Origin of the sequence: Streptomyces sp. NPDC003036, assembly GCF_040611175.1 — a bacterium.
In the GTDB taxonomy this organism is placed as follows: Bacteria; Actinomycetota; Actinomycetes; order Streptomycetales; family Streptomycetaceae; genus Streptomyces.
This window is the reverse complement of the sequence record NZ_JBEXNO010000066.1, coordinates 1-25,714: the sequence shown is the minus strand read 5'-3', so window position 1 is coordinate 25,714 and position 25,714 is coordinate 1. Positions and strand designations below refer to the sequence as shown.

Annotated in this window: 29 protein-coding genes; 15 read left to right on the top strand and 14 right to left on the bottom strand. The window is 70.4% G+C overall.

The features are described 5' to 3' along the window. Positions 1 to 120 precede the first annotated feature (120 nt). The 3 genes from ABZX67_RS31820 to xseA all read right to left on the bottom strand — a co-directional run bounded on the left by ABZX67_RS31820 (position 121) and on the right by xseA (position 2,412). On the bottom strand, positions 121 to 711 hold the full coding sequence (locus ABZX67_RS31820; RefSeq protein WP_355367758.1) for a malonic semialdehyde reductase: 591 nt from the start codon (positions 709 to 711) through the stop codon (positions 121 to 123). Positions 712 to 878: 167 nt separating this feature from the next. Continuing rightward, positions 879 to 1,172 (bottom strand): exodeoxyribonuclease VII small subunit, encoded by a 294-nt coding sequence (locus tag ABZX67_RS31815; RefSeq protein ID WP_355367755.1) that lies wholly within the window; start codon positions 1,170 to 1,172, stop codon positions 879 to 881. A gap of 10 nt (positions 1,173 to 1,182) precedes the next feature. Continuing rightward, a complete protein-coding gene (gene xseA / locus ABZX67_RS31810) occupies positions 1,183 to 2,412 on the bottom strand; it encodes an exodeoxyribonuclease VII large subunit (RefSeq protein WP_355367752.1) in 1,230 nt (409 codons plus the stop codon). Positions 2,413 to 2,516: 104 nt separating this feature from the next. On the opposite strand from xseA, the gene ABZX67_RS31805 reads away from it, so the two are divergent. Together ABZX67_RS31805 and ABZX67_RS31800 are read left to right on the top strand one after the other, a co-directional pair. Next, a complete protein-coding gene (locus ABZX67_RS31805; protein WP_355367749.1) occupies positions 2,517 to 2,621 on the top strand; it encodes a putative leader peptide in 105 nt (34 codons plus the stop codon). Between the two features lie 210 nt (positions 2,622 to 2,831). Further along, the gene (locus ABZX67_RS31800; protein WP_355367746.1) at positions 2,832 to 4,274 is read left to right on the top strand and encodes a sulfatase-like hydrolase/transferase; all 1,443 of its coding nucleotides are present in this window, start codon (positions 2,832 to 2,834) and stop codon (positions 4,272 to 4,274) included. A 44-nt stretch (positions 4,275 to 4,318) separates the two neighbouring features. On the opposite strand, the gene ABZX67_RS31795 is transcribed toward ABZX67_RS31800, so the two are convergent. Next, positions 4,319 to 5,710, bottom strand: coding sequence for an APC family permease (locus ABZX67_RS31795; protein ID WP_355367743.1), 1,392 nt, complete (start codon positions 5,708 to 5,710; stop codon positions 4,319 to 4,321). A 54-nt stretch (positions 5,711 to 5,764) separates the two neighbouring features. Between ABZX67_RS31795 and ABZX67_RS31790 the strand changes: the two genes are divergently transcribed. Beyond that, entirely contained in the window at positions 5,765 to 6,784 is a 1,020-nt protein-coding gene (locus ABZX67_RS31790) for a 4-hydroxy-3-methylbut-2-enyl diphosphate reductase (RefSeq protein ID WP_355367740.1), read from the top strand. Between the two features lie 39 nt (positions 6,785 to 6,823). After that, on the top strand, positions 6,824 to 7,567 hold the full coding sequence (gene ppgK, locus ABZX67_RS31785) for a polyphosphate--glucose phosphotransferase (RefSeq protein WP_355367737.1): 744 nt from the start codon (positions 6,824 to 6,826) through the stop codon (positions 7,565 to 7,567). 60 nt (positions 7,568 to 7,627) lie between these two features. Here the strand turns inward: ppgK and ABZX67_RS31780 are convergent, their stop codons facing one another. Then, positions 7,628 to 8,269, bottom strand: coding sequence for a DUF6542 domain-containing protein (locus ABZX67_RS31780; protein WP_355367734.1), 642 nt, complete (start codon positions 8,267 to 8,269; stop codon positions 7,628 to 7,630). A gap of 173 nt (positions 8,270 to 8,442) precedes the next feature. Between ABZX67_RS31780 and ychF the strand changes: the two genes are divergently transcribed. Further along, positions 8,443 to 9,531, top strand: coding sequence for a redox-regulated ATPase YchF (gene ychF, locus ABZX67_RS31775; RefSeq protein ID WP_355367731.1), 1,089 nt, complete (start codon positions 8,443 to 8,445; stop codon positions 9,529 to 9,531). Positions 9,532 to 9,639: 108 nt separating this feature from the next. Here ychF and ABZX67_RS31770 read toward each other — a convergent pair whose 3' ends face one another. Beyond that, a complete protein-coding gene (locus tag ABZX67_RS31770) occupies positions 9,640 to 9,804 on the bottom strand; it encodes a hypothetical protein (RefSeq protein WP_355367728.1) in 165 nt (54 codons plus the stop codon). 191 nt (positions 9,805 to 9,995) lie between these two features. Between ABZX67_RS31770 and ABZX67_RS31765 the strand changes: the two genes are divergently transcribed. Beyond that, the gene (locus ABZX67_RS31765; protein ID WP_355367761.1) at positions 9,996 to 10,334 is read left to right on the top strand and encodes a hypothetical protein; all 339 of its coding nucleotides are present in this window, start codon (positions 9,996 to 9,998) and stop codon (positions 10,332 to 10,334) included. A 1-nt stretch (position 10,335) separates the two neighbouring features. Beyond that, entirely contained in the window at positions 10,336 to 10,866 is a 531-nt protein-coding gene (locus tag ABZX67_RS31760; protein WP_355367725.1) for an NUDIX domain-containing protein, read from the top strand. 68 nt (positions 10,867 to 10,934) lie between these two features. Here ABZX67_RS31760 and ABZX67_RS31755 read toward each other — a convergent pair whose 3' ends face one another. The 8 genes from ABZX67_RS31755 to ABZX67_RS31720 all read right to left on the bottom strand — a co-directional run bounded on the left by ABZX67_RS31755 (position 10,935) and on the right by ABZX67_RS31720 (position 16,533). Continuing rightward, positions 10,935 to 11,873 (bottom strand): restriction endonuclease, encoded by a 939-nt coding sequence (locus tag ABZX67_RS31755; RefSeq protein WP_355367722.1) that lies wholly within the window; start codon positions 11,871 to 11,873, stop codon positions 10,935 to 10,937. A gap of 226 nt (positions 11,874 to 12,099) precedes the next feature. Further along, positions 12,100 to 12,729 carry a DUF6000 family protein gene (locus ABZX67_RS31750; RefSeq protein WP_355367719.1) on the bottom strand — a complete coding sequence of 210 codons (630 nt, stop codon included), beginning with the start codon at positions 12,727 to 12,729 and terminating at the stop codon, positions 12,100 to 12,102. Next, a complete protein-coding gene (locus ABZX67_RS31745; protein ID WP_355367716.1) occupies positions 12,672 to 13,211 on the bottom strand; it encodes a hypothetical protein in 540 nt (179 codons plus the stop codon). Before ABZX67_RS31745 ends, ABZX67_RS31750 begins: the two co-directional genes overlap by 58 nt. Next, positions 13,193 to 13,462, bottom strand: a complete 270-nt coding sequence (locus tag ABZX67_RS31740; protein ID WP_355367713.1) for a hypothetical protein — start codon at positions 13,460 to 13,462, stop codon at positions 13,193 to 13,195. The genes ABZX67_RS31745 and ABZX67_RS31740 overlap by 19 nt, the downstream gene beginning before the upstream one ends. Beyond that, entirely contained in the window at positions 13,459 to 13,839 is a 381-nt protein-coding gene (locus tag ABZX67_RS31735; RefSeq protein WP_355367710.1) for a CPCC family cysteine-rich protein, read from the bottom strand. The genes ABZX67_RS31740 and ABZX67_RS31735 overlap by 4 nt, the downstream gene beginning before the upstream one ends. A 798-nt stretch (positions 13,840 to 14,637) precedes the next feature. Further along, positions 14,638 to 15,030, bottom strand: a complete 393-nt coding sequence (locus ABZX67_RS31730) for a DNA-binding protein (protein ID WP_355367707.1) — start codon at positions 15,028 to 15,030, stop codon at positions 14,638 to 14,640. Continuing rightward, positions 15,030 to 15,281 carry a hypothetical protein gene (locus ABZX67_RS31725; protein ID WP_355367704.1) on the bottom strand — a complete coding sequence of 84 codons (252 nt, stop codon included), beginning with the start codon at positions 15,279 to 15,281 and terminating at the stop codon, positions 15,030 to 15,032. Before ABZX67_RS31725 ends, ABZX67_RS31730 begins: the two co-directional genes overlap by 1 nt. Before the next feature lie 283 nt (positions 15,282 to 15,564). Further along, positions 15,565 to 16,533 carry a PDR/VanB family oxidoreductase gene (locus ABZX67_RS31720; protein WP_355367701.1) on the bottom strand — a complete coding sequence of 323 codons (969 nt, stop codon included), beginning with the start codon at positions 16,531 to 16,533 and terminating at the stop codon, positions 15,565 to 15,567. Positions 16,534 to 16,833: 300 nt separating this feature from the next. Here ABZX67_RS31720 and ABZX67_RS31715 point away from each other — a divergent pair, with 300 nt between their 5' ends. The 8 genes from ABZX67_RS31715 to carA form a co-directional block, all read left to right on the top strand. Then, entirely contained in the window at positions 16,834 to 18,009 is a 1,176-nt protein-coding gene (locus tag ABZX67_RS31715) for an aminotransferase class I/II-fold pyridoxal phosphate-dependent enzyme (RefSeq protein WP_355367698.1), read from the top strand. Positions 18,010 to 18,091: 82 nt separating this feature from the next. Then, positions 18,092 to 19,120 (top strand): SGNH/GDSL hydrolase family protein, encoded by a 1,029-nt coding sequence (locus ABZX67_RS31710; protein WP_355367695.1) that lies wholly within the window; start codon positions 18,092 to 18,094, stop codon positions 19,118 to 19,120. Positions 19,121 to 19,296: 176 nt separating this feature from the next. Further along, positions 19,297 to 21,456: an iron-containing redox enzyme family protein gene (locus ABZX67_RS31705; RefSeq protein ID WP_355367692.1), complete on the top strand. Its 2,160-nt coding sequence runs from the start codon at positions 19,297 to 19,299 to the stop codon at positions 21,454 to 21,456. Between the two features lie 141 nt (positions 21,457 to 21,597). Continuing rightward, the gene (locus ABZX67_RS31700) at positions 21,598 to 23,436 is read left to right on the top strand and encodes a carbamoyltransferase (RefSeq protein ID WP_355367689.1); all 1,839 of its coding nucleotides are present in this window, start codon (positions 21,598 to 21,600) and stop codon (positions 23,434 to 23,436) included. A gap of 63 nt (positions 23,437 to 23,499) precedes the next feature. Further along, the gene (locus tag ABZX67_RS31695) at positions 23,500 to 23,646 is read left to right on the top strand and encodes a hypothetical protein (RefSeq protein ID WP_355367686.1); all 147 of its coding nucleotides are present in this window, start codon (positions 23,500 to 23,502) and stop codon (positions 23,644 to 23,646) included. A gap of 92 nt (positions 23,647 to 23,738) precedes the next feature. Beyond that, a complete protein-coding gene (locus ABZX67_RS31690; protein ID WP_355367683.1) occupies positions 23,739 to 24,473 on the top strand; it encodes an AzlC family ABC transporter permease in 735 nt (244 codons plus the stop codon). After that, positions 24,470 to 24,802: an AzlD domain-containing protein gene (locus ABZX67_RS31685; RefSeq protein WP_355367680.1), complete on the top strand. Its 333-nt coding sequence runs from the start codon at positions 24,470 to 24,472 to the stop codon at positions 24,800 to 24,802. The genes ABZX67_RS31690 and ABZX67_RS31685 overlap by 4 nt, the downstream gene beginning before the upstream one ends. Position 24,803: 1 nt before the next feature. Continuing rightward, a partial coding sequence (gene carA / locus ABZX67_RS31680; protein ID WP_355367677.1) for a glutamine-hydrolyzing carbamoyl-phosphate synthase small subunit occupies positions 24,804 to 25,714 on the top strand: 911 nt, incomplete at its 3' end.

Genomic DNA, 25,714 nt, shown 5'->3' with positions numbered 1-25,714 from the left:
TACGAGCGGCTGGCGGAGATGGCGGCGGCGCTGACCGCGCCGAAGAAGGCGTGAACGCGTGTGGGCCCCGAGCGCACCGCGCTCGGGGCCCACACGCCGGACCGGATCGGACGGACCGGATCAGACGGTCTTGACGACCTCGTCGTAGGCGAGGCGCGGGCTGCGCGGGAACCACGCGTCGTCGCCCGGCTTGCCGATGTTGACGACCATGAGCGGGGTGTGGTCGGCGTCCAGGAACTCCTTCTGGACGCCCGCGAAGTCGAAGCCCGTCATCGGGCCGGCGGCCAGGCCCGCGGCGCGGACGCCGACGATGAAGTAGGCGGCCTGGAGGGCGGCGTTCAGGGCGGCGGACTGCTCGCGGACCGGGCGCTCGGCGAAGAACATGTCCTTGGCCTGCGGGAAGTGCGGCAGCAGCTGCGGGAGCTCCTCGTGGAACTCGTTGTCGGCGGCGAGGATCGCGACCAGCGGGGCGGCGGCGGTCTTGGCCTGGTTGCCCTCGGCCATGTGCTTCACCAGGCGCTCGCGGGCCTCGGCGGAGCGGACCAGGACGACGCGCAGCGGGGTCTGGTTGAAGGCGGTGGGGCCGTACTTCACCAGGTCGTAGATCGCCTGCACCTGCTCCTCGGTCACCGGCTCGTCGGTGAAGGTGTTGGCCGTCCGGGCCTCGCGGAAGAGGAGGTCCTGGGCGGCGGCGTCGAGAACGAGGGACATGCTGGTGCCTTTCGTGATGCGGGTATCAGGCGATGGCACGACAGTACGCCGGAGATGTATTAACTTTCAACTAAATCCGGCTTCGAGTGATCCATGTCACCGGGGCCGGCTGCCCGCGCCCGTCCTCAGCGGTCGGTCCTCAGCGGTCGGTCCTCAACAGTCGGTCCTCAGCGGTCGTCGCGCTCCGGGCGCTGCTGCTCCGCCAGCGCGGCGTCGAGACGGGCGCGGGCGCCCTCCAGCCAGTGGCGGCACACCTTGGCCAGCTCCTCGCCCCGCTCCCACAGCGCCAGCGACTCCTCGAGCGTCGTGCCGCCCGCCTCCAGGCGGCGTACGACCTCGATCAGCTCGTCGCGCGCCTGCTCGTAACCGATCGCCGCCTCGGTCGCGCCCGCGCCGGGGTCCGCGCCCGGGTTCGTGCCGGGGGCCGTGCCGGTGTCCGTGTCCGTCGTGTTGGCTGCCATGCGCACCACCCTAAGCGCCGGGTACGACACCGTCGGCGGTCACGCGCACGGCGAACTCGCCCTCCGCCACCCGCGCCCGCAGCTCCTCCTCCGGCGCGACCTCCTCCGGCGAGCGCACCACCGCGCCGTCCGCGCGCTGGAGCACGGCGTACCCCCGCTCCATGGTCGCCGCCGGCGAGAGCGCCACCACGCGCGCGCGGGTGTGCGACAGCTCCGAGTCGGCCCGGTCCAGCAGGTGCCCCAGCACCCGGCGGCTGCGCGCGACCAGGGCGTCGACCTCCGCCTCCCGCTCGTCCACCATCCGCTGGGGGTGCTCCATCACCGGCCGGTGCAGCGCGTGCGCCAGGCCCCGCTCCTCGCGGTCGATGAGGCCCCGCACCGTCCGCAGGGCGCGGTCCCGCAGCGCGCGCACGCGCTCCAGCTCCTCGCCGACGTCCGGCACGACCTTCTTGGCGGCGTCCGTCGGCGTGGACGCCCGCAGGTCCGCGACCAGGTCCAGCAGGGGCGAGTCCGGCTCGTGCCCGATCGCCGACACCACCGGCGTACGGCAGGCGGCGACCGCCCGTACGAGCTGCTCGTCCGAGAACGGCAGCAGGTCCTCCACGCTGCCGCCGCCGCGCGCGACGACGATCACGTCGACGTCCGGCAGCTCGTCCAGCTCCTTGACCGCCTGCACGACCTGCGGCACCGCGTGCACACCCTGCACGGCGACGTTCCGCACCTCGAAGCGGACCGCCGGCCACCGCCGCCGCGCGACCTCCAGCACGTCCCGCTCGGCCGCCGAGGCCCGGCCGCAGACCAGTCCGATCAGCTGCGGCAGGAACGGCAGCGGCTTCTTCCGCTCCGCCGCGAACAGCCCCTCCGCCCCCAGGGACCGCTTCAGCACCTCCAGACGCGCGAGCAGCTCCCCGATCCCGACGGGCCTTATCTCCGCCGCCCGCAGCGACAGCTGCCCCCGCGGCGCGTACCACTCCGGCTTCGCGTGCACGACGACGCGCGCGCCCTCGGCTACGACGTCCGCGACCGCGTCGAACACCTGCCGGTAGCAGGTCACACTCACGGAGATGTCGTACGACGGGTCGCGCAGGGTCATGAACACGACCCCGGCGCCCGGCCGCCGCGACAACTGCGTGATCTGCCCCTCGACCCACACGGCGCCGAGCCGGTCGATCCACCCCCCGATGAGCCGCGACACCTCACCGACGGGCAGCGGAGCTTCGGCAGACGTATTCAGAGCCATGCGAGCGAGCGTACGCGCCCGCACCGACACCGCCGCGGCCCCGGAAGTCCGCGATCCGAGCCGCCGTTGACAGGTACACCGTCTTTCCGTGAAGCTCTGGCCTCATGCAGGCTTCCCGTGACCGCGCGGTCACGCTCGTGGAGCGCCGCCACGTCGACCTGGTCCGTGTCGCGAGCGCCATCTGTCGCCGCGCCCTCGTACGCGCCTGACGCACCGCCGCCTCCTCGCACCTCCCGCACCTCCCGCGCCCCTCGCGTGCGCCAGGCGGTAGCGCGGCTGACCGCGTGCTGAACCCTCCCTCCCTTCCTTCCTTCCTTCCGGCCCTTCTTCAGGGCCGTCTCGCCGTGCGCCGCCGTGCCGCGCCGTGCCCTGCGTGTCCTGTGGGCGCGCGCCGCCGTGCCACCGTGTCTGGAGATCCCATGACGTCCTCGCCCCCGCCCTCACCCTCGCCCGACCGCCTCCGCCTGTCCCGCCGCAGCCTCGGTGCCGCAGCCGCCGCCGCGGCGGCCGTCACCGTCGCCGGCCCCGCCGCGGGAGACGCCGCAGCAGCGGAACACCCGCGCGAACGGCCCTTCCGCGCCGCTCCCGGGAGGCGCTCACCGCGCCCCAACATCCTCTTCGTCCTGGGCGACGACCTCGGCTGGGCCGACCTGTCCTCGTACGGCGCCCGGCACATCAGGACCCCGCACCTGGACCGGCTGGCCGCCCAGGGGCTGCGCTTCACCCACGCGTACGCCGGATCGTCCACCTGCTCACCGACCCGTTTCAGCCTCTACACGGGCCGCTATCCCGGGCGTACGAAGGGCGGCCTCGCCGAGCCCATCGCCGACAGGTCCGAGGGCCTGGAGCCGACGCACCCGACGCTGGCCTCGCTGCTCCGCGCGGCCGGATACCGCACCGCCCTCATCGGCAAGTGGCACTGCGGCCACCTGCCCGACTACAGCCCCGTCCGCTCCGGCTGGGAGGAGTTCTTCGGGAACTTCGGCGGCGCCCTGGAGTACTACTCCAAGCTGGGCCTCGGCGGCGAGTACGACCTGTACGAAGGGGACGCGCCGTACAAGGACCTGCGCTACTACACCCGCGTCCTCACGGAGCGGGCCGCCGAGTACGTCCTGCGGCCGGACCACGACCGGCCCTGGCTGCTCAACCTCAACTTCACCACGCCCCACTGGCCCTGGATCGCCGACGGCGACACCGAGGCGAGCGCGGAGATCGTGCGGCGCATCAGGTCCGGCGACCCCCGGGCCCTGTGGCACCAGGACGGCGGCTCGGTCGAGAAGTACGCGGAGATGGTGGAGGATCTCGACCGCTCCGTAGGGACGGTCCTCGACGCGCTCAGGCGCTCCGGACAGGAGCGGGACACCCTCGTCGTCTTCGCCAGCGACAACGGCGGGGAGCGCTTCTCCTACAACTGGCCGCTGTCGGGCACCAAGGGATCGCTCCAGGAGGGCGGCATCCGGGTCCCGACCATCGTGCGCTGGCCGGCCCGCATCGACCCGCACCAGGTCACCCACGAGCCGGTGTTCTCACCGGACTGGACGGCCACCCTGCTGGACGTCGCGGGCGCTCGCCCCCACCCCGCGTACCCTCTCGACGGCACCAGCCTCGCCGGCCACCTCCTGTACGGGCACGACCTGCCGGAACGGTCACTGTTCTGGCGCGTACGCGGCGAACGGGCGCTGCGGCGGGGCGACTGGAAGTACTACCGGGGCAAGGACGGCCGGGACCGGCTGTTCCACCTTCCGTCGGACCAGCGTGAGCAGGCGGACAGGGCAACCGCCGAGCCCGCGCTCCTGGCCGATCTGCGCGCCCGGTGGGAGCGGATCGACGCGGGCCTCCTCCCGTACGCGCCCGCACGCTGATCCGGGGGCCTCCCGGGGCGGGCCCGTGCCGCCCCGGGGGCCGCCTATGTCTTGCCGTCCCTCCGCCCCCACTGCACCGCCAGCACCACCAACCCCACCGCCAGCCACAGGGACCCCACCACCAGCGCCGACGTCGCCGCCTCCGCGATGACCGCCACCAGGATCGCCCCGCCGACCACCGGCAGGACGACGTGTTTCAGCCAGTGCGGCGGCCGCCCCGTACCACCGCCCCTCTGCCCCGTACCGCCCCTCCGTACCGCGAACCACCCCACCACGCTCGCGTGCAGCAGCACGAACGCCGTCAGCGCCCCGATGCTCACCACCGACACCAGGTGGTCCATCCCCTCGTCCCGCCGCGCCGCCCACACCGCCGCCACCAGCGTGACCACGGCCGCCACCCCCAGCGCCACCCGCGGCACCCCGCCGTCCGTACGCGCCAGCACCCGCGGCAGGCGCCGGTCGCGGGCCATCGCGAAGAGCAGCCGGCCCGCCGCCGCCTGCCCCGCGAGCGCCGCGAAGGCCGCGCCGATCGCCTTGCTCGTCGCCACCAGGTCGTGCAGCCAGGCGCCCACCGACGCCTGCACGGCGTCGTAGAACGCCGCCCCCTGCCGCCCGGGCTCCGCCGCCAGCCGCGCCGACGGCACCGGCTCCAGCAGCGCCACCAGATACGTCTGCGCCACGAACAGCACACCCGCCAGCGCCAGGCAGAACAGCAGCGCACGCGCCACCCTCCCCGAGCCCCCGACCGCCTCCTCCGCGAACGACGCGATCGCGTCGAAGCCCAGGTACGACAGCACCGCCACGGACACCGCCCCCAGCACCGCCGCCATCGAGAACCCCGCGTCCCCCGTCAGCGGCGACAGCCAGCCGCGCCGCGCCCCGTCCCGTACGAGCACCACCACCGCCGACACCACGAACACGCCCAGCACCGCGATCTCCATCGCCAGCACGGCGAAGCCGACGCGCGCGGCCGCCCGTACGCCCCACAGGTTGAGCAGCGTCGTGACCACCACGGCGAGCGCCGTCCACACCCACCGGTTCACGGACGGCACCAGCGCCTCCATCGCGATGCCCGCGAAGAGATACGCGACCGCCGGGATCAGCACGTAGTCGAGCGCCGCCATCCACCCGGCGACGAACCCCGGCCCTTCCCCCAGCCCCTTGCGCGCGTACGTGAAGACCGACCCCGCCCGCGGTGCGACCCGCACCATCTGGGCGTAACTGAACGCGGTGAACGCCATCGCGACCGTCGCCACGACGTAGACCAGCGCGACCGCCCCGTGCGACTTCGCGTCCAGGGTGCCGAACACGCCGACCGGCGCCATGGGCGCGATGAACAGCAGCCCGTAGACCACGAGGTCCCGGAATCCGAGCGTCCGCCGCAGCCCGCCCCCGCTGTGCCGCAGCTCCGCCTCCTGCGTACTGGTGCCGACCATGCCACCCAGTCTCCGTACGCCGCCGATCATGCGCCTGTCCGACGCGCCCTTACGATGGGACGCATGACTGCTGCTACGCCTGCCGCCCGCCGCGTCCTCCTCGCCGCCCCCCGCGGCTACTGCGCGGGCGTGGACCGCGCCGTGATCGCCGTCGAGAAGGCCCTGGAGCAGTACGGAGCGCCGATCTACGTACGGCACGAGATCGTGCACAACAAGTACGTGGTCCAGACCCTGGAGAAGAAGGGCGCGATCTTCGTCGAGAAGACGGAGGAGGTCCCGCCCGGCTCGATCGTGATGTTCTCGGCGCACGGCGTGGCACCCGTCGTCCACGAGGAGGCGGCCGCCGGCAAGCTCGCCACCATCGACGCGACCTGCCCGCTGGTCACCAAGGTCCACAAGGAGGCCATCCGGTACGCGCAGGAGGACTTCGACATCCTCCTCATCGGCCACGAGGGCCACGAGGAGGTCATCGGCACGTCCGGCGAGGCGCCCGACCACATCACGCTGGTCGACGGCCCGGGCGACGTCGACAAGGTCGAGGTCCGCGACCCGTCGAAGGTCGTCTGGCTCTCCCAGACCACCCTTTCCGTCGACGAGACGATGGAGACGGTGGACGCCCTGAAGGAGAAGTTCCCGCTGCTCGTCTCCCCGCCGAGCGACGACATCTGCTACGCGACGCAGAACCGCCAGCTCGCCGTCAAGCAGATGGGCGCCGAGGCGGACCTCGTCATCGTCGTCGGCTCCAAGAACTCCTCGAACTCCGTCCGCCTCGTCGAGGTCGCCCTCGGCGCGGGCGCGAAGGACGCCCACCTCGTGGACTTCGCCGACGAGATCGACGAGGCCTGGCTGGAGGGCGTCGCGACGGTCGGCGTCACCTCGGGCGCGTCCGTCCCGGACGTCCTGGTCGAGGGCGTCCTGGAGTGGCTGGCGCAGCGCGGCTTCGAGGACGTCGAGATCGTGAAGGCCGCCGAGGAGTCGATCACCTTCTCGCTGCCGAAGGAGCTGCGGCGCGACCTGCGCGCCGAGGCCGCGGCGCTGGTGGCGCAGGCGGAGGCGCGCGCCGAGAAGCAGTGATTTGGTGACGTGTCGGTGCCGCCCCGTAACGTTGAGTCCATGAACGTCTTCGGAGTGGACATCGGCGGGTCCGGGATCAAGGGCGCTCCCGTGGACCTGGAGCGCGGCGATCTGACCGAGGCCCGCCACAAAGTACTGACCCCGCAGCCCGCGACACCCGACGATGTCGCGGGCTGCGTCGCGGAGGTCGTCGCCCACTTCGGGTGGTCGGGCCCGGTCGGCGTCACCTTTCCCGGCGTCGTCACCGGCTCGACGATCCGTACGGCGGCGAACGTCGACAAGGGCTGGATCGACGTCGACGCCGCGGCGCTCATCCGCGACCGGCTGGACGGCTCCCCGCCCGTCACGGTGCTCAACGACGCCGACGCGGCCGGTGTCGCCGAGATGACCTTCGGAGCCGGGCGCGGCCGCAAGGGCACGGTGATCGTGCTGACCCTCGGCACGGGCATCGGCAGCGCGGTCTTCACGGACGGACACCTGGTGCCCAACACCGAACTGGGCCACCTGGAGCTGGACGGCCACGAGGCGGAGAAGCGCGCCTCCACGAAGGTGAAGGACGACAAGGACCTGAGCTGGGAGGAGTGGGCGCACCGGGTGCAGAAGTACCTGGCGCACGTGGAGATGCTGTTCTCGCCCGAGCTCTTCATCCTGGGCGGCGGCGTCAGCCGCAAGGCGGAGAAGTTCCTGCCGCTGATCAAGCACGTCCGGGCGGAAGTGGTCCCGGCCCAGCTGCAGAACAACGCGGGCATCGTCGGCGCGGCGATGGCGGCGGCACGGCACTGAGGCACTCGTGGCGCGCGGCGCGGGCGGGAGTGGCCCGCGCCGGGTGCCGCACGACACGACCTAGGGCGTCGTGCGGCGCTGCGCCATGCGCGCGGCGGCCGCCGCGCGCTGGCGCCGGCCCATCTCGCGCACCTTGCGTACGCAGGTGATGAGGCCCGCGACCAGCGTGCCGCCGTACAGCCAGCCGGCGTGGACGGCGAGTGCGGTGACCACGGCCATGGTCCGGCCGCCGACGCCCCCGACGCCGCCCGCGATCGGTACGACCCCGACGGCGAAGGCGATCGGCACGCTGATCGGCGCCGTGACCAGGTCCGCTTCCCGGACCCACAGCGCGGTGAGCGCGCTGACGGGCAGGAAGAGGAGCCCGTACACCAGCGGCGACCCGTCGAACAGCAGCCAGTCGAGGCAGCCGACGACGAACATGGCCCCGGCGGCGAACAGCCCCGCGCCGAGCCCGGTCAGCCGCGGCCGGGGCAGCCGCCGCAGCGCGAGGACGAGGGGCGGCACCGGCCGGGGCCCGGTCCGGCGCACCGGCCCGCCGCGCGGCCGCTCCGGCCGGGAACCGGGGCCCGGCCGTGGGCCCCGCCGTACCACCGGGCGGGGCGGGCCCTCGACGAGGGTGCCCTGGGGCGGCGGGACGACCGGGGGGCGCTGGCGCGGCCGCTGCCGGCGCCGAGGGGGACTGTTCCGTTGCTGCTCCACCTGGACAACGTAGGTCGCGAGCGGGCAGGAATCAGGCATCGGACACGCCGTTTATACGACCTTGGCCGAGAGTTCGCCCGGGAGACGCCCCCGGCGGCCGTCGCCGGCCGCCCCGCCGCGCCCGTAAACTGGGGGGTCGGCCCACCATCCACACTTCTAGGGAAGTCGCCAACGTGTCGCTCACGATCGGAATCGTCGGCCTGCCGAATGTCGGCAAGTCGACCCTGTTCAACGCCCTGACCAAGAACGACGTGCTGGCGGCCAACTACCCGTTCGCCACCATCGAGCCCAACGTCGGCGTCGTCGGCGTCCCGGACGTCCGCCTCACCAAGCTGGCGGAGATCTTCAACTCGCAGCGCGTCCTCCCGGCCACGGTCGACTTCGTCGACATCGCGGGCATCGTGCGCGGCGCGAGCGAGGGCGAGGGCCTGGGCAACAAGTTCCTGGCGAACATCCGCGAGTCCGACGCGATCTGCCAGGTCATCCGCGCCTTCAAGGACGAGAACGTCGTCCACGTCGACGGCAAGGTCTCGCCGAAGGACGACATCGAGACGATCAACACCGAGCTGATCTTCGCCGACCTCCAGACGATCGAGAAGGTCCTGCCGCGCCTCCAGAAGGAGTCCCGGATCAAGAAGGACGTCGCCCCCAAGGCAGCGGCGGTCGAGGCGGCCCAGGAGATCCTGGAGAAGGGCGACACGCTCTTCTCCCACGGCATCGTCCAGGGCTCCGAGAAGGCCGAGCTCCTCCACGACCTGCACCTCCTGACCACCAAGCCGTTCCTGTACGTCTTCAACGTCGACGAGGACGAGCTGGTCGACGAGGCGTTCAAGGACGAGCAGCGCGCCCTGGTCGCCCCGGCCGAGGCGATCTTCCTCAACGCCAAGCTGGAGGCGGACCTCGCCGAGCTCGACGAGGAGGACGCCATGGAGCTCCTCCAGTCGGTCGGCGCCGAGGAGCCCGGCCTGGCGACCCTCGCCCGCGTCGGCTTCGACACCCTGGGCCTCCAGACCTACCTCACGGCGGGCCCGAAGGAGTCCCGCGCCTGGACCATCAAGAAGGGCGCGACGGCCCCCGAGGCGGCCGGTGTGATCCACACCGACTTCCAGAAGGGCTTCATCAAGGCCGAGGTCATCTCCTTCGACGACCTGGTCGCCACCGGCTCGGTCGCCGAGGCCCGTGCGGCGGGCAAGGCCCGCATGGAGGGCAAGGAGTACGTGATGCAGGACGGGGACGTGGTGGAGTTCCGCTTCAACGTGTAATACGTCCGGTGAAAGGCCGTCTGACCTGCGACGGAGCGGGTTGGGCGGCCTTTGAGGTCCGCACAGAGTCCGCAACGTGCTGGATGAGTGCGGCACGTGGGGGAGCGGCTATGCCGCTTCGTCGACCTGTGGCTGGGCATTGGCGGACTGGTCCGCGTATGCCTTGTCGACGGCGACCCGGGTCCGCTCCTCGGAGTCGGGCCACAGGTGGGTGTAGATGTTCAGCGTCATGGCCGCGTTGGTGTGGCCGAGGCGCTCGGAGATGGTCTTCACCGACTCGCCGTGCTTGATCAGCAGGCTGGCGTAGTGTGCCGGAGGGCATGGGGTCCGGTCCCCTTCGGTATGCCGGCCTTCGCACAGGCGGGCCGCCAGAACCCGTCCATGAAGTGCGTGTAGACCACGGGCCCGCCTTGCGGCGCCGTGAAGATCCAGCCCTCGGGCCCATCGGCGGGAAAGTCCCGCAGGTGGGCCTTCATCGCATCCACCGCCATGCGGGGGAGCGGGACCACGCGGTGCGAGCGAGCGGTCTTGGGCGGGCAGACGTGGAGCTCGCCGGGGCGGAGCCCCGCGCCCGCCGCTCCGCCACCCGCGCCGACCACCAAGCCGCCACCGCCCTGCGCAAGGCCGCCAAGGAACTCGCCTACGCCTCCAACGAGCCGGGCGGACTCGCCATCGCCCTGCTCTTCGCCACCGTGTACCTGGCCCGCGCCGCCTCGATCCGCTCCACCCTGGCGATCTACCAGCGGCGCAAGGTACCCGGCGCCGCCGATCTTGCTCGCCGTGCCCGCGAGGCCCTCGCCTAACATGCCCAACAACCCGCCCGACGAAGGAAACACCGTGACACAGCAGACCGACGACCAGCCCAAGGCCCTGAAGCCGGCGCTCGAATCCATGACACTGCTGGTCGCCGCCGTCATCGTCCACGACAAGGCCACCAACCGCGTGGTCCTTCTCCAACGCAGCGAGAACGCCAAGTTCGCCCAGGGCATGTGGGACCTCCCCGTCGGCAAGAGCGAACCGGGCGAGCCCATCACCGAAACCGCGGTCCGCGAGCTCTACGAGGAGACCGGCCTCACCGTGAAGCCCGAGTCCCTCAAGGTCGCCCACATCATCCACGGCGCCTGGGGCGTCGAAGCCCCCAACGGCTTCCTCACCGCCGTCTTCGCCGCCCACGAATGGACTGGCGAACCCGAAAACCGCGAACCCCGCAAGCACGCCCAGGTCCGCTGGGTCGATGCCAACGCCATTCCCGACGCCTTTGTCGACACAACTGCCAGTGCTCTCCATCAGTACCTGCACGGCAGTTCTCAGGTGTCACTTAACGGGTGGCGTTAGTTGCGCACCCTGAGTTTGGGTACAGGGCCTTCCGTCGACTCCGGCTTGACGGCGACGGGCTGTTTCGTCTATTCGCCCGGGAACATCGTGGCTGGAAAGTAGCAGCTTCCGGTCTCATTTGCGTGACGCTTCTTGCGTCGCAAAAGTTCGTCGAGCGTGAGGCGCCCGTCGAGAACGTAGAAGAAATCGAGCCCCTCCATCGTCAGGAACGGCGTACTCTCCCTGTAGGCTTCTCGGGCTCCGCTAGTGAATCCATTTACGCTGATAAAGATTCCAAGCGAATTTTTCCCCTTCCGCCTCACCTTTTCATTGAAGCTGTAGAGGTGGTGGGGCTGGATCGCCTCCTGCCACCACTTGGCTTCAACGATGTAGTCGTCCGTGTCGAAGGTGAGCGAGCCGTCGATTTGCTCGTACTCCAGGCTGTATGACAGGCGCGGTTCCATGTCGAACAGCCTGAAGACGTCATTCAGGAATGGCTCGAAGAGCCTGCCTGCCTTCTGGCGATTATCCATGCGTTCCAGTTCGAGGAAGCGTTCTTTAAGAGCGGCAAGCTTAGCTTCAAAGCCATGCTGGGCCTCCACTACAGCGCGGTACGTGAGAAGCTCATCATCGAACTGCGACTGTTGCTCGTGGGCAACGCGCTGGCGGTCCACCAGCCCCCTGAGATGGTCGACTGCTTCCCTTGCTTCGGCGATCAGCGATTCGGCGCTCTCGTGCCGTTTCAGTGCAGGGAAGCTCGTCAGTTGAGAAACCTCCGCCATCATCCGAAGTGAAAGGTCGCGATATTTGCGCTCATTTGCCATCAACCGGTCCACGAACTCATCTGCGGTGGCCCATTTGTAGCCGCTGAAGTCCATGTGGGCCAGCAGTGAAGGGTGGTCCGTGGCCCACAAGCGGATGAATCGTTCGAGGTCACGCTTGTACCAGAAGATCGACTTAAGCGCGCCGGCCAGAGCTCCGTAGGCGGCTGGGCTGATCGGCTGCGCTGGTTTCGGCGTGCTCGTCATCCCTCGTCCGATCTCCCAGTCTCTGTGTGGGCTGCTAACGCCTGGTCAGATGATGCTACAGAGGGGAGTCGGGTGCTCACCCTGCCTTCGCGTCGGATTGCTGCGTCCTGCGCGGCAGTGAGTCGGATGTCCTACTGCAGCTCACCGGCTACCTCTTCATGTGCCGCACTTGCGGCCGGTACATGGCGCGCGCGGACTTCACGTACCGGCAGTCAGGCAGCTGCGGCTACGTCCGGGTCCAGCCGTTGGCGAAGTCGCATTGGAGGTCCGCCCAGCGGCGAAGCTCGGCGGGGGTGTAGCTGGGGTAGCCGAGGCGTCCCACGCCCATGACCCACTCGTCCCAGAGGCCGTCGGGCTCCGTGAAGCGGTCGGTGTGGTGGGTACCGAGGAGGGCGTCGAGGCGGAGGAGGGCGCCCAGGGCGGCGGGCTGGTCGTAGTGGAGGTCAGTGTGGGGGAGGTAGCGGTCGAGGTAGGCGGTGAGGATCTCGGCGTCGGCGTGGGTGCCGAATCGGGCCAGGGCGAAGCAGTAGGCGCTGCCGGAGTAGCAGACCTCGCTGGCCAAGAGCAGGTCGCAGATGCGTGCTCGGAACCGTTCGCGGCGGTCGACGCCGATTAGCCAGGCGGCGGTGAGGCGCGAGCGCCATTCGTACCCGAGGAGGGCTTCCAGTTCCTCGTCGTTGATCGCGGCGGCGTCAGCGATCAGGTGCCGGGTGAAGCGTGTGGTGTGCCACCATCGGGGGCCTAGGAAGCGCCCGCCGTTCAGGACGAGGTAGCGCGGGAGGCCCCCGTACGTCCTCGTCACGTAGCTCTTGACCACATGGCCGTAGCCAATTTCGTCGGGGTGCTGGGACGGCATCGGTCACCTTCCGGGTGCAGGTCGGTGCGGTCGATCCACGTGGGGGCGACGAAGACGTTGTCACCGGTGGGGGCTTCGGAGGCTTCCAGTAGGGACCAGGTGCGGGACTCTTCGACCAGGTGCTCCCAGGACGCGGTCCAGTCGAGTTCCCAGTCCAAGCCAGTGCCGGAGATGCCGTACGTGCGGCCGGCGTCCACTCGCCAGAACTGGGAGTAGAGGATCACCTGGGCGTGGTCGGCCAGGTCGTTGATGATCTCGGTGAAGCGGGCCGAGGGCCAGCCAGGAGCGTTGTCCGCAGCGGTGGCTCGTAGGTGGGCAGTAAGCGGTGGGACGACGGGGGTGCGGGCGCCGAGTTCGGTCAGGGCCCAGCGGATGCCTTCCGGCTCGCTCCAGTCCGGTGGCGTCGCTCGTTCCAGGCAGGCGCGATAAGCGTGGCGCACGGTCTCGACCGCGCCGTCGATCTTCAGGCTCGCCAGGGCCATCGCCGCCCATTCCCGGACGGTGGAGTCGTCGCTGCAAACTGGGCGATCAGAGCGGGGCCGCAGCGTGGGTCCGCCACCTCTTCGAAGACCTCGATGGCGGTCAGCTGCCCGAAGCCGCCGAGGGAGGGCAGTCCGTCGATGATGGCGGGGATGGCGTCGGAGCCGATACCGATCAGTTCCGCGCGGGCGTCGTACGACGGGCCGGTCGAGTCGTCGAGCTGCTGGATGAGTCTCTCGGTGTGGGTGGTCATGGGTGGTCCCGGCGCCAATAAGTGGGGAGCCACCAGCAGAGCACCGAGCTGTCGTCGGGCCACGGGGCGCTGTCCTCGGCTGCCCAGTCCTCGAAGGAGTCCCGGGTCAGATCGATGGGGCGCCAGGCGGGGTCGAGCGGCTCGTCCTCGGCCGGCGGGCGGACGAACCGGCGGCTGTGCTCGTCGCAGGCGCCGAAGTCCTGGTAGTTCCGCTGGGCCTCGATCAAGGAGACCTTGTTCGCGCCGCCGCTCATGGTGGGCCAGCGGAACTGGACCCCGTCGTCCTCCCAGAAGCAGACGGGGCAGATCTCGTACGAGCCGGGCATCTCGTCCAGCACGCGGTGCCCGCAGCAGGGACAGGGGTAGGAGTCGCTCACCTGCGCAGTCTCCTTGCAGGCCCAGCCGGTGTGCCAGGGATTTCGCCGCCTCGGAGCCCCCGGGCAGTCCGCAGCCAGTCCGCAGGACACCCGTAAACGGCCGTCTGGAGCCAACGCATGCCAACAAGGAAATCCCAGGTCAGAGCCCTGGAAGAGGCTCCGCCGCAGGTCAGGATCAGACCGCAGACATTCCGCTTCAACGTGTAGTGAGTCACATCGCTGATCTGGCACACATGCAGGTCAGAAGGGGTCCGCCTCTCCGGGGGTGGGCCCCTGGGTTTTTACCGCGCTGGACAGGTGCTGGATGTAAAGCGAGGCCGGTGCTGTCCTCTCGGGACGGTCAACTTGGCCTGCGCGTACGCGCCGCCATCCTCTGACCATGAAGTCGATGCGGCCGCACCGCGCAGCCCCAGGGCGAATGACGGGCGCGCCTGCTGTCGCCGTGGCAGCTATCGCGCTCTCCGCTCCTGCCGCGCAGGCTGAGGGACAGGCCATGAGCGTTCTTCCGCACTCGGCCCCCGCAGTGGCGGTGGCCGCCGGGGACCCTGGCCACCCGCAGTTCGGTGTGACGGGGACGGCGTGCAATTGGGCCGTCATCAAGTGGAACCGCAAGGACATCAATGCGGGATCGCAGCCGCAGGACAGGATCCGGCTTCGGATATCAACGGCTGACCTGCCGTCAAGCGCTGTGCCCGGCCTGCTTTTCAGCGGGTCGGGCATGAGCTTCGGTCTGCGGGGAGACCTCGGCCCGTGATGAGGGGCGGTGGCAGGTCCGGTCAGCGTGGCAGTGACACCGCCTCAGACCTTGATGACCTCCACGGAAGGGCCGCACAGGAGCGTCAGATCCTCGGGGTCGGACGTGAGGACGGTGACCGGCCGGGGTGCGTTGCGGGCGATGACGGCGAAGACGGCATCGATGGCGTACTTGTGGCCGTGAAGGTGCTGGGCGCGCAGAAGCGCGGCGGCCTGGTCAGTGATCTCCCTGGTGACGTCGTGAACGTCGACGCGGGAGAGGACCCACTTGACGCGGGCCGGGTGGATACGCTCGTAGTCGGCCTCAAGAGTGGTCATGGCGCTGGTGGCGGCGCGGATGCCCTCTTCCGACGCCGCTTGGACCAGAGCCACGACGGTACGGTCCTTGCGATAGAGCTTCGAGAGGCCTTCGCTGTCGAGCAGGAGGGTGCCGGGCATCAGGCCGCAGCCCCGCCGGCCTGCCGGTGATCGTGGCGCAGCAGCGCCCGGGCGGCCTCGACCTCCTCGCGGGTGAGAGCTTCGTTGTCGGTCTCGAAGTCGGTGACGATCTCCCGGAGCTTGTCCATGGCAACCCGTTGTTCGAGGGCCTCGGCGACGTAGGCGGAGAAGCCGCCCGGGCCGACGTGGGCGCGTACGGCCTCGGCGAGGTCCTCGGGCAGACTGATGGAGTACTTCCTGCTACCGCTCATGCCGCCGATCCTACCGGTGGTCGTAAAGCTGGACGGTGAAGAGCTCCTGCAGTTCCGACTGATTCGCGCCGCTCGTCCGCATCCTTACGCCCGCCGCAGCGCCCGTGGCCGAAGCCACCCGGAGATCGGTCCTTGAGGCATTCCGCACGTCAACGTGTAGCGGCTGACGCGCCACCGCGTCACTGATCGTGCAAGATCGCAGGCCAGCAGGGGTCCGACCCCTCCCGGGTCGGCCCCTGGCCCTTTCCGTGCCGGGGCGGTGCACGTGCCGTAATGCCCGGGCCTACAGGTCCAGGACCAGCCGGCTGCTCTCGGCCCGGCCCACGCAGATCATCATCGTGTTGCCGGCCTCCCGCTCCTCGTCGGTGAGCAGTACGTCGTGGTGCTCCGGGGTGCCGTCGAGCACCTTGGTCTCGCAGGTGCCGCACATGCCCTGCTCGCAGGAGTACGGCACTCCCGGCACCGCTTCGCGGACCACGTCCAGCAGGCTCCGGTCGGCCGGCACCCGCAGGGTGAGGCCGGTGCGGCGCAGTTCCACCTCGAAGGCGCCGTCGGACGCGGGTGGGGCTGCCGGGGCCGCCGGCTGGAAGCGTTCCAGGTGCAGCGCGCCCGGCGGCAGGAGGCGTTCGGTGCGGGTGCGTACCGCGTCCAGCAGGCCGTCGGGGCCGCAGCAGTAGACCACCGTGTCCGGCGGCAGGCCGGTCAGCGTCCGGTCGAGGTCGGGCAGGCCGTGGCTGTCCTGCGGCCACAGGGTGATCTCTCCGCCGCGCAGGGCGGTCACCTCCGCATGGAAGGCCATGGTGTCCAGGGAGCGGCCGCCGTACAGCAGGGACCAGGACGCGGCGCCCGGGCGTGCGGCCAGCTCGCGGAGCATGGGCAGGAGGGGCGTGATGCCGATGCCGCCCGCGATGAACACGTACCGGGGGGCCGGGACGAGCGGGAAGCGGTTGCGCGGGCCGCGCACCGTCAACCTGCTGCCGACCAGGGGCGTCGTATGGAGCTCCTCCGACCCGCCCCGGCCGTCCGGGACGCGCAAGACCGCGATGCGGTAGGCGTCGCGGTCCTCCGGCCGGCCGCACAGCGAGTACGAGCGGACCGTCCCCGACGGCAGTACGACATCGATGTGCGCCCCGGGCTCCCAGCCCGGAAGCGGCCCGCCGCCCGGATCCGCCAGCGTGATCCCCAGGACCCCTGCTGCCTCCGGCTCCGCGCGGACGACCGTGAGCTCGCGCACCGGTTCTGCCGTGTTCATCGACGTACTGCCTCTCCTCGGCGTTCGTGGGGGACGGGCACCCATCCTCCGTCGCCGCACCGGGCCGCGCCACGCTTCTCCCCCGGCACGAAAGTGCAACGCACGAAACTGCCTCAACACCCGTGCCGACAAGGTCTTTTCCCGATTCCGAGGGCGGGCGGTGGCACACCCGTGCCATGCATTTTCGTGGCACCCGAGAAGCGGTGACAGACGGCCCGGCCCCGGTGAAGCTGAGTTCGCCGCAGTACACCGAGCCGCTCGAAAGCACCTGGTCGAGCGCCGTACACCGAGAGGAACACCGTGCCGACACAGCTGCATCCGGAGACCCAGGCGATCCATGTAGGGATTCCAGATCTGGGTGGGGCCCGGCCGCTGAACACGCCGCTCTACCAGACCGCCAACTTCGGCTACGACAACCCCGAAGAGCTGGCCGAAGCCATCAACAGCCCCGGATCGTTCGCCTATCTGCGCAACTCCAACCCCACGGTGCGCGCCCTGGAGAACGCCGTCTCCTCGCTGGAGGGCGCGGCCGCCAGCCTCGCCACCTCGAGCGGCATGGGCGCGATCCACACGGTGCTGCACACCCTGCTCGCCAGCGGCGACCACATCATCGTCCAGAAGCACCTGTACGGCGGGACGTTCGCCCTGCTGCGGGACCTCGCCGCACGCTACGGCGTCGAGGTCACGTACATCGACGGCCGGGACGCGGCGGAGGTCACCGAGGCCCTGCGGCCGACCACCAAGGTCCTGTACCTGGAGACCCTCTCCAACCCCACCGCCCAGGTCACCGACCTGCCCGCCTTCTTCGCCGCCGGCAAGGCCGCCGGCCTGACCTGCGTCGTCGACAACACCTTCGCCTCGCCGCTCGGCTGCCGGCCGATCTCGCTGGGTGCCGACGTGGTGGTGCACTCCTCCACCAAGTTCCTCTCCGGCCACTGCGACGTCCTCGGCGGCATCGCGTCCTTCGCCGACGCGGCCCTCCACCGCGAGGTGTGGTCGCGCTCGCTGGAGACCGGCACGATCGCCGATCCGTTCGCCGCCTGGCTGACCCTGCGCGGCCTGGCCACGCTGGGCCTGCGCATGCGCCGCCACCACGAGAACGCCGACGGCCTCGCGCTGTTCCTGTCCGGCCACCCCAAGGTGGCCAAGGTCCACTGGCCCGGACTCCCCGGCCACCCGGGCCACGAGCTGGCGCGGCGCCTGCTGCCCGACGGGTACGGCGGGGTGCTGGCCATCGACGTCGCGGGCGGACGCAAGGAGACCCTCGAGTTCACGCGGCGGCTGCGGCTCGTCGACCGCGCCGTCTCCCTCGGCGGCTTCAAGACCCTCGTGCAGCAGCCTTCGGCCACCTCCCACCGCTCGATGGACGCCGAGGGGCTGCGCGCCATCGGCATCACGGAGGGCACGGTCCGCATCGCCGTCGGCCTCGAGCACCTCGACGACCTGAAGGCCGACTTCGCTCAGGCGCTGGACTGAGCCCGCTCACCCCGGGCCTCCCCGGCTTCGCTTCCCCCTCACCCGCTGCCCGCACCGCACCACCGCAAAGGAGCACCCGTCCATGTCCGCTCGCGCGACGCTCACCCCGCAGATGCTGCAGTACGCCGAGAAGTTCGACGACCGCGGCGACGTCCGCTGGATGCCGTACCTGATGTACTTCCACGCCGCCGACCACCGTTCCGAGGTCGTCAACACCGACCGGCTCGGCTTCCGCCTCTCCCACGGCCCGGACGGCCAGACCGCCTCGGTCGGCCGGCCGCTGCCCGAGGGGCCGGTCAGGCTGTTCGCCGGCAGCTCCACGTCGTTCGGCATCGGCGCCAGCGCCGACCGCCACACCCTGCCCTCCCGGCTGTGGAGCAAGCACGCCCCGTCCGTGCCGTGGCTCAACTTCGCCGGCCGTAGCCACAACTCCACCCAGGAACTGCTGCTGTTCACCCTCTACCGGCACCTGCTCCCGCAGGTCGACGAGATCGTGCTGTTCTCCGGCTTCAACGATCTCGGCCTGAGCCGGCTGCCCTCCTCCATCCGCGGCGACAGCGGCGCCTTCTTCAACTGCAACGACTTCTACGGCCAGATGGAGGAGCTGCGCGCCCGGTCCCGCAAGGCGTCCGCGGGACGCGGCCTGTTCGGCGGCCGCCGCCAGCAGGCGCCCGAGCCCGTCGACACCCGGGTCCCCGACCTGGCGGAGCAGATCGACATCGGCTCCGAGCTGACGCTGCGCCACCTGGACAGCTGGCGGCTGCTGGCCGAGGGCATGGGCGCGAAGTTGACCTTCGTACTGCAGCCGCTGGCCACCTGGGTCCGCGAGGAGCCCGCCCCGCAGGAGAAGCTGATCTTCGAGGAGCTCGACAGCATCTCGAACTTCGGCGCGGTGTACGGCGACATCTCGTCGATGGACGCCCGCGAGACGTACTCCAAGGCCCTCCAGGCCGGCTGCGAGCAGATGGGCGTGCGCTACCTCGACAGCAACCCGGTCATCGCCGACGCGATCGGCAAGGACGACTGGCTCTTCGTCGACCGCATCCACTTCACCGATGAGGGCCACGACCTCGTCGCGGGCCTCCTCGCCGACAAGCTCGGCCTCAACTAGTTCTCCACCACCACCTCAAAGGACACAGTCATGACCTTCCTGCGCAACCTCGTCAACAAGCTGCTCGGCCGCAAGCCGAAGCCGAAGAACGACGCCTCCATCTACCCGATGTTCTGACACCGCGCCTGATCACCCCCAGCGCCTCAGCACCCCAGCACCCGAGAGAGAGGAACGACGTGGCAGCGCCCACCGTGGCCGCGGCACCGCCCCGCCCCAGCGGCCCGGACCCCACCACCGCCGAATCCGCCAGGACCGTCTACGGCCGAGCCGTGGACCCCGAGGCGGCCCTGCCCGCGGGCCGCCTGCCGGCCGAGATCCGTGGAGAACTCACCGCCGGCCAGGACCCCGACGGCACGCTGGACGAGCTGCGGCAGCGGGCGGCCGACTGGTCGGCGACGGAAACCCTGCGGTTCCAGGAGCTGCTCGGCCCGCTCGACCCCGGCACCCGAGCCGTGCTCGTCCGGCGGACCGCGCTGGCCTGCGCACCGCTCGCGCTGATGTCCGGTGCCTGGCTGCAGTGGCTGAGCTCACCGGGCAACGGTGACGACCCCGCCGTCCTGAGCGTGCTCGCGTTGTACGCGTCCGACCTGGGCGTCGGCGACCCGCGCGCCTCGCGCGGCGACGCCTACCTGCCGGTGCTGCGGCACCTGGGCGTATCGGAGAACGCCGTGCCCGCCGGCCGGCTCGCGGCCGACCAGCGCCTGGACGACGGCCACTTCCGGCTGCCGGCCCTGCTGCTCGCCATGAGCCGGCGCCCGGACGACTTCCTGCCGGAGATCCTCGGCGCCGACCTGTGCCTGCGGTCGGTCGGTCTGCTGCCGGCGCTGACGCTGGTACGGGCCGAGCAGCCGACGGTCACCCGCTGGGAGCTCGTCGACCCCGCCGCCCCGCGCGGTACGGGGCCCAGCGGCGCCGAGCTGGCGCTGACCGCCGTACAGCGGGTGGTGGCGCGGGACGGCGACGACGCGCGCACCCGCGTCGGCACCGGCTTCCGCTGGGCGCTGGCGGCCCTGCGGGAGTGGACGCAGCGGCTGCACGACGAGCTGGTCGCGGCCTGCGACCCGGCGTTCGAGATGGCCGAGCTGATGCGGCAGCGGGCCCGCGAGGGGGCGGTGTACCACCACTCCTTCCCCCTGGAGGGGCGGCCGCTCGCCGACTGGCTGAAGGACTGCCAGACCGACCCGCGGCCCATGCTGGGGGCGCTGTCCCGCAGCCGCCTGGTGCGACCGGGCAACCCCGGGCAGAGCCTGCTGGTGAACGGCCTGGTGGGGGAGAACGGTCAGATGTTCCGGGTGTTCTCGCCCGAGGACCTGGACGTGGTACGCCGGTGGATCGGCTCACTGCCCGGGCCCGCGGTCGGCACCCCCGAGGGAGGCGCCGCCCTCGCCCCGTCCCGCCCGCTGGGGCTGGGCGCGTGGCGGGCCGAGTCCGACGGGCGGCCCCCGGCGGACCTGCGGGAGGCGTACCACCTGCTGCTGAACCGCACCGATACGCCCGCCGTACGCGCCTGGGCCCGCGAGTACGCGCACGGCTGGCTGGGCCGGTCGCGGCACGGCATGGACGACGCCGAGATGCCGCTGCCACAGCGGTGGACGCCGCGAGGGCTGCGGCCGTGGCTGGTCGACATGCACGACCGGCACAGCGAGGCGTTCGAACAGGGCACCGAGGAGGAGCTGCCCAGCCGCGAGGCGCTCGTCGACTCCACCGTGCAGCTCGCGCCGCTGACCCTGATCGACGGGGCCTGGATCATGGGCTTCACCGACTACGAGCACGCCTCGTCGGAGATCGGGCACTCCCTCTTCGACACGTACTGGGACGAGCTGGGCAACGGCGAGGCCGACCTGAACCACCCGCTCATCTACCGCGAGGTCCTCACCGAGATGGGCTTCGACCTGCCGCCCACCAGCGCCCGCGCGTTCGCGGAGTGGGAGGGCTTCCGGAACTCGTCCTTCGAACTGCCGGTGTACTGGCTGAGCATCGGGCGATTCCCGCAGACCTTCATGCCCGAGGTGCTCGGGCTGAACCTGGCGATGGAGCTCTCCGGCGTCGGCGGCACCTACCGGCGGGCCCGGCTGGCGCTGAAGAAGTACGGGTTCAGCACCCGCTTCGTCGACATCCACAACACGGTGGACAACGTGGCGACGGGCCACTCGGCGTGGGCCGCCGACGCCATCGACACCTACCTCTCGTCCATCACGGCCTCCCAGGGCGCGGGCGCGCTGGACGCCGCCTGGGCGCGCGTACGCACCGGATACCGCTCGCTCAACCCGCCGACGGGCTTCCGCGCCCGCCAGGCCGGACGCCGGGCCATGCGCTCCGCGGGCAAGACCCGCTGACTCGGCTTGCGCCTGCCTGCGCTGACTCAGCTAGGGCCTGCCTGCGCCCGCCTGCGCTGACTCGGGGCCCCTGCGGGGCTCCCTGCGGGCCGCCCGAACCCACCGACGCACCTCCCCACCCCCTCCCCTAGGAGTTCTCCCATGCCCGATCTGATCCTGGGCATAGCCGCCTACTACCACGACAGCGCGGCTGCCCTGATCGTCGACGGCGTCCCCGTGGCCGCCGCCCAGGAGGAGCGGTTCAGCCGCATCCGGCACGACTCCGCCTTTCCCGCCAAAGCCATCCGGTACTGCCTGGACGAGGCGGGCGTCACGCTCGACGACGTCTCCGCCGTCGCCTACTACGAGGACCCGGAGCTGAAGTGGCGCCGCGTCCTCACCACCTTCGCCGGCGCCGCGCCGAGCGGCTTCCCCTCCTTCCGGGAGACCCTCCCCGCCTGGCTGAAGTGGAAGCGCCGCACCGCCGACGTGGTCCGCGACGAACTGGCCGCCCTGGGCCTGGGCCGCGTCCCCGAGCTGCACGTCCGGCGGCACCACGAGTCGCACGCCGCCTCGGCGTTCTACCCGAGCCCGTACGAATCCGCCGCCGTACTGTGCATCGACGGGGTCGGCGAATGGGCCACCACCACGCTGTGGCACGGCCGGGGCACCCGGCTGGACGCGGTCTCCGAGATCCGCTTCCCGCACTCCCTCGGGCTGCTGTACTCGGCGTTCACGTACTTCTGCGGCTTCAAGGTCGACTCCGGCGAGTACAAGCTGATGGGCCTCGCCCCCTACGGCAAGCCCCGCTACGCCCAGCTGATCCGCGAGAAGCTGATCGACATCAAGCCGGACGGCTCCTTCCGGCTCAACATGGACTACTTCGAGTACCTACGCGGCCAGGTGATGACCGGGCGCGGCTTCGAGCAGCTCTTCGGCGGCCCCCGCCGCCGCCCGGAAGGCCCGCTGACGGAGCGCGAGTTCGACCTCGCCGCCTCGGTGCAGCAGGTCACCGAGGAGGTCGTCCTGCTGCTGGCGAAGCACGCCCGCGAGGTCACGGGTGAGCGCAACCTCGTCATGGCCGGCGGTGTGGCGCTCAACTGCGTCTCCAACGGAAAGGTCATCAACGCCGGCATCTTCGACGAGGTGTGGGTCCAGCCCGCGGCCGGCGACGCCGGTGGCGCGCTCGGCGCGGCCCTCGCCGTCGCCTCGGACCGCGGCGCCCCGCGCAGCCACCTGGGCAACGGCACGGACGGCATGTCCGGCTCGCTTCTCGGCCCCGAGTTCGACGACGAGGCGATCGCCGCCTACCTGGACGGCGAGAACATCCCGTACACCCGCCTCACCCCCGAGGAGCTGGCCCGCCAGACCGCGGCGGAGCTGGCGCAGGGGAAGATCGTCGGCTGGTTCCAGGGCCGGATGGAGTTCGGGCCCCGGGCGCTGGGCGCCCGCTCGATCATCGGCGACCCGCGCGACCCGGTGATGCAGTCCGCCATGAACCTCAAGATCAAGTTCCGGGAGTCGTTCCGGCCCTTCGCCCCCTCGGTGCTCGCCGAGGACGCCAAGGACTACTTCGAGCTCCACCAGGAGAGCCCCTACATGCTGGTGGTCACCGGCGTCTCGCCCGCCCAGCGGATCGAGACCGGCGGGGGCGACGCCGACATCAGCGGACTCGACCTGCTCAAGGTGCAGCGCTCCACCATCCCGGCCGTCACCCACGTCGACCACTCGGCCCGGGTGCAGACCGTCACCCCCGAGCGGAACGCCCCGTACCACCGCCTGCTGACCGAGTTCAAGGACCAGACCGGCTGCCCCGTACTGGTCAACACCTCCTTCAACGTGCGCGGCGAACCGATCGTCGCCAGCCCCGCCGAGGCGTACGCCTGCTTCATGCGGACCAACATCGACCGCCTCGCCGTCGGCAACTTCCTGCTGCGCAAGGAGGACCAGCCGGTCTGGCAGGAGGAGACGGACTGGCGCGACGAGATCCCCCTCGACTGACCGATCGCCGAGAACCGACAGCTGCAACCGCAACCGGCAAACGACAGAAAGGACGTGCGAGCCGTGCGTACCGTACTACTGGCCATCGTCTACTACCTGGTGATCACCCCGATCGGTCTGATCGCGAAGGCAGTCCGCGACCCGCTCGCCCGCAGCGTGGACCCCAAGGCCACCAGTTACTGGACCGCCCCCACCCCGTCAGCGGTCTGAGCCCCGCCGGCTGCCGGGGGGAGAGGGCCCACACCGAACCCTCTCCCCCCGGTTGCCCGGGCCCCCACGAACACGAACTCGCAGGAGAGATCATGCGCGCATCGCCGCCCCCGACAGAACGGACAGACCAGCAGCAGCCCAAGGGAGGCACCGGGGAGGCCGTCCGCCTCACCGTGCCGGTCGCCATGGCGTACATACCCCTGGGGGTGGCATTCGGCGTCCTGCTGACCGCGAGCGGTATCAACTGGTACTGGGCACCGCTCTCCACCTTGCTGATCTACGCCGGTTCCATCGAATTCCTCGCCGTCGGCTTCATGGTGGCCGGACTGCCGCTCTACCAGGTCGCCTTCACGTCGCTGATCGTGAACTTCCGGCACATCTTCTACGGCCTGTCCTTCCCGATCGACCGGCTGCGCGGACGCGTCCAGAAGACGTACGGCGTCTTCGCCCTGACCGACGAGACCTACGGCATCACCTCGGCCGGCCCCGGATCGCACCTGACCGGCCGGCAGATCACCATCCTGCAGGTGGTCAGCCACGTGTGGTGGTTCCTCGGCGCGCTGCTCGGCGCGCTGCTCGGCCAGGTGATCCCGGAGAGCGTCAAGGGCTTCGAGTTCGCACTCACCGCCATGTTCCTGACCCTCGCGGTCAACGCGGTGCGTACGAGCAGGAGCGCGACGCTCGTCCTGCTCGCCCTGGGCGCCGGAGCGATCGGCTACTTCGTGGACCGCTACGTGATCGAGGAGTCCTTCCTCATCGTGAGCCTGCTGCTCTACGTGGTCGTCATCAGCGCTATGTACAAGAAGGAAAAGGAGCAGGCGAAGTGAACACCCTCTCCGATATGCACGCCTTCGCCGTCGTCGGCGTGATCGCCCTGGTGACCGTGGCACTCCGGGCGGCTCCTTTCGTCGTCCTGGGGAAGCTGGCCGCGAACGGTTACCTGCGCTACCTCGGCGAGAAGATGCCGACCGGCGTGATGGTGCTGCTGGTGGCGTACACCATCAAGGACCTCGACGTGACGGCCTATCCGTACGGACTGCCGAAGCTGGTCTCACTCTCCTTGGCGGCGGTCATGTACTGGAAGACGGACAACGCGCTTCTGTCCATTGGTGGGGGCGTCGCGCTCTACATGATTCTTGTCAATGGAGTGATCTGACGTGGGGGCATGGGAGGAAGCCGGTACGTCCACGGCCGCGGTGCTTGTTCTGGAGGACGGGCGGAGTTTCCGGGGGCGGGCTTACGGTGCGGTGGGGGAGACGTTTGGTGAGGCGGTTTTCAACACCGGTATGACCGGTTATCAGGAGACGCTGACTGATCCGTCGTATCACCGGCAGGTGGTGGTGATGACGGCGCCGCACGTCGGTAATACGGGTGTGAATGACGAGGACCCGGAGTCGAAGAGGATCTGGGTGTCGGGGTATGTGGTGCGGGATCCTGCCCGTGTCACGTCGAGCTGGCGGGCGACGCGGACGCTGGATGAGGAGCTGGCGGCGCAGGGTGTGGTGGGTATCAGCGGTATCGACACCCGCGCCCTGACCCGTCACCTGCGGGAGCGGGGCGCGATGCGTGTGGGGATTTTCTCGGGTGACGCGATCGGCGGGGATGCGGAGATGCTGGTCAGGGTGCTGGCGCAGCCGCAGATGAAGGGCGCGAATCTGTCGGCCGAGGTCGCCACGAGTGAGCCGTACGTCGTCCCGGCGATCGGCGAGAAGAAGTTCACCGTTGCGGCGATTGACCTGGGTATCAAGGGCATGACCCCGCACCGGATGGCCGAGCGTGGCATCGAGGTGCATGTGCTGCCCGCCACCGCGACTGCGGAGGATGTGTACGCGGTCAGTCCGGATGGGGTGTTCTTCTCCAACGGTCCCGGCGACCCCGCCACCGCCGACCATCCGGTGGCTTTGATGCAGTCCGTCCTGGAGCGCAAGACGCCCCTGTTCGGTATCTGCTTCGGCAACCAGATCCTGGGCCGCGCGCTCGGCTTCGGCACCTACAAGCTGAAGTACGGCCACCGCGGGATCAACCAGCCCGTGCAGGACCGTACGACGGGGAAGGTCGAGGTGACCGC